At 64.5% G+C, this 2,667-nt stretch carries 4 protein-coding genes; all 4 read right to left on the bottom strand.

Going from position 1 to position 2,667, the window contains the following annotated elements:
- Positions 1-186: 186 nt before the first annotated feature.
- The gene (locus RM2_RS22920) at positions 187-645 is read right to left on the bottom strand and encodes a hypothetical protein (RefSeq protein ID WP_139277930.1); all 459 of its coding nucleotides are present in this window, start codon (positions 643-645) and stop codon (positions 187-189) included.
- Positions 646-1,045: 400 nt separating this feature from the next.
- On the bottom strand, positions 1,046-1,225 hold the full coding sequence (locus RM2_RS22915; RefSeq protein ID WP_245814111.1) for a hypothetical protein: 180 nt from the start codon (positions 1,223-1,225) through the stop codon (positions 1,046-1,048).
- Between the two features lie 52 nt (positions 1,226-1,277).
- A complete protein-coding gene (locus RM2_RS22910; RefSeq protein ID WP_218017274.1) occupies positions 1,278-1,529 on the bottom strand; it encodes a hypothetical protein in 252 nt (83 codons plus the stop codon).
- 511 nt (positions 1,530-2,040) lie between these two features.
- Positions 2,041-2,667 (bottom strand): beta-propeller fold lactonase family protein (locus RM2_RS22905; RefSeq protein ID WP_169846818.1); only part of this gene is annotated, 627 nt, incomplete at its 5' end.

The raw sequence follows: 2,667 nt of genomic DNA, 5'->3' as shown, positions 1-2,667 counted from the left end.
AACGAACACCACCAAGCGATGTTCGACGCCTCGCGCGCAGCGCACGGTGGCCAGGCCTCCGGTGCCGCGCGAACGCGACACCGCGCCAAATCCGCACCGGCGCGGTGTCGCAATTCCTCAATCGTGTTCTCGGGAGGTAGCCCGTACCCGGCTTACCTCCCCGGACTCAGTGTCCATCGACACCCGTCACAAGCGGACCCCGAATAGGCAGTTGTCGACCCGAAGGAGGTCATTGTGGAAAGGATCATCGAAGGCCCGTCCCGTATGCACCACGGTGGATGACGTGGTGGTGTCACTGTTGTGCTCGATGAATTCTCCACTGCTGGTCACAGTGTAGAGATGCCAACTGCAGGGTCGACTCGTGTCGTCCGGTCCTGCGAAAAAGTAAGTGGTATCCGAAGTGACGAACCCATCGATCGTGGCCGGGTTTGGTGCGGCGTCGACGAGTTCGGTGACACGTGAGACCTGTGACGCGTCGGGTGCTATGGCCAACAGGAGGGGTCCGTCCCCTGTCTGAGGGATACGGCCAGAGAAGTCGGGAACGCTGCCTTCGGTGGGGGAGGCTGCATTTGCCATACCCCCGGTCAGCGCGGTAGTCGTGAGAATTGCTGCGACAAAGGCCGTTTGAAGGGCTCGTGCGTGCATGAAAACCTCTTCTTGTAGGAGGAGAGTGAAGACACAACGATCGTCGAACCGACGAGTCGGTACTAGACCGTAGCCACTGATACTCACCGCGTCACTCCTCCAATCGGGCCAACCATGTGTCCTCCAATCGGGCCAACCATGTGTCCTCCAATCGCGCTCGCATCGACTGGAACGGAAAAGGCTGGCCGATCCTCAGAGCCCGGCTTGTTCTCACTCATCCGCCACTCCCCCGTTCGATGGCACAAACCCGTACCACACGGGCACCGGGTGTCTCGCAAACGATCGTTTGCCAGGACTCGAGCACGATCGTCGAGTCCACACCGACGTCCCACACGATCACGCCCGCGGCGTCGGCGAGCACCTATCGATTGAGCAGCGCCGCGTACGACGCGACGGGATGTCAGGGCGCGAGTGCCGCGTTGTGGGCGGTCAGTAGCGCGCCGAGTAGGTAGTGCCCGTCCGTGGAGTCGAGTGGTGTGAGCCTGCCGACGGCCTCGATCGCAGGGTGAGCTGTCGTGGTGGGGTCGCCGGAGAGCATCCACGACAGGGTGTTCTCGTCGTGGCGGGGCCGGTACTGCACTCCGTCGACGTCGGGATTGGCTGCGAGGATGGCCGCCGACCACGGCGGGCGATCACCTGAGTTGCTCGTTTTTGCGCATCAGCAGATGGCCACGGCGGAACCGTTCCCCCTCGCGCGACCCGCGCAGCATCCGGCCGACTTCGATGAATCCGGCTTCGACGGCTAGCGTCGCGAGGTCGCCTATCGGCCACCGATAGGCTGGCGTCACTTTGTGGTCGAACACCGTCACCGGCTCACTCTCCGACTCGAAGAAGGCGGCCAAGATGTGGCCTCCAGGCGTGAGCACACGACGGAACTCGGCCATTTACGAACAAGTCATACCGAAGTTGGCGACCGTGACCCCGCAGTGCGGGACCACGAAGACGTAACGGGTCGGTTCCTGACTCCTCGGTTAGTCAGACCCTTTTACCGCCAGGGGCGAAACGCTGCGTGCAAACCATCACTGACCTGGGCTGACAGCCCGAAATCGGAGGAGAGAAGATGGCGGCGGCAGGGGTGTGCTTCACGGACTGTCAGCGTGCCGGCGCACTGGCTGATACATCAGGCTTTGCTGCACCGCCACCGCGTCCTGAAGTGAATCGCCTCGGGGTGTCCGGACACTTCACTGTGTGGACCAGTGAGAGTGATGGTGATGGTCACCGGGCCGCGACCGAAGTTCCCCGGAACCCGGGGCATCCTCCAGGAAGGCCGGCCTGTGCACGACGACCCGGTGGGCTGCCGGTTCACCGGACCGCCGCCAAGCTGTCAACGAACCGGATGAGGCCGCCACCCTCACGGCCTAGGCGGCGGCCTCATCCGGCTTCACGGTGCGGGTGTCAGCTGAAAAAGCTGCCCCAGCCGCTGCCCGAGCCTGTGCCCGAACCGAAGTCGAAGCACAACGATCCGGTGCACTGGTCGATGCCGATCACCGACACCGTGCCGTCAATGTTGTTGGTGACGTAGGCGCGGGTTCCGTCCGGGGTGATCGCCACCCCGACCGGGCTGTTCCCGACCGGGACGGTCTCGATGACGGTGTTGGTGGCGGTGTCGATCACCGACACCGTGCCGTCACTTTGGTTGGTGACGTAGGCGCGGGTTCCGTCCGGGGTGATCGCCACCCCTTGCGGGAGGGCCCCGACGGGGATGGGCGCGCCCACGACCAAGTTGGTGTTGGTGTCGATCACCGACACCGTGTTGGCACCGAGGTTGGTGACGTAGGCGAAGGCCCCGTTGGGGGTGATCGCCACCCTGGACGGGTTGGCCCCGACCGGGATGGGCGCGCCCACGACCGTGTTGGTGCCGGTGTCGATCACCGACACCGTGCCGGAGCCACTGTTGGCGACGTAGGCGAAGGCCCCGTCCGGGGTGATCGCCACCCCCTCCGGGCCGATCTCGACCACGATGGGCGCGCCCACGACCGTGTTGGTTCCGGTGTCGATCACCGACACCGAACCGGGGGCACC

It is taken from the genome of Rhodococcus marinonascens NBRC 14363 (assembly GCF_001894885.1).
Classification (GTDB): domain Bacteria; phylum Actinomycetota; class Actinomycetes; order Mycobacteriales; family Mycobacteriaceae; genus Rhodococcus_F; species Rhodococcus_F marinonascens.
This window is presented reverse-complemented; position numbering and strand designations above follow the sequence as displayed.

Excerpts from the sequence above, each read along its gene's own strand:
- RM2_RS22920 (WP_139277930.1), bottom strand. The coding sequence starts at position 645 with ATGCACGCACGAGCCCTTCAAACGGCCTTTGTCGCAGCAATTCTCACG.
- RM2_RS22910 (WP_218017274.1), bottom strand. The coding sequence starts at position 1,529 with ATGGCCGAGTTCCGTCGTGTGCTCACGCCTGGAGGCCACATCTTGGCC.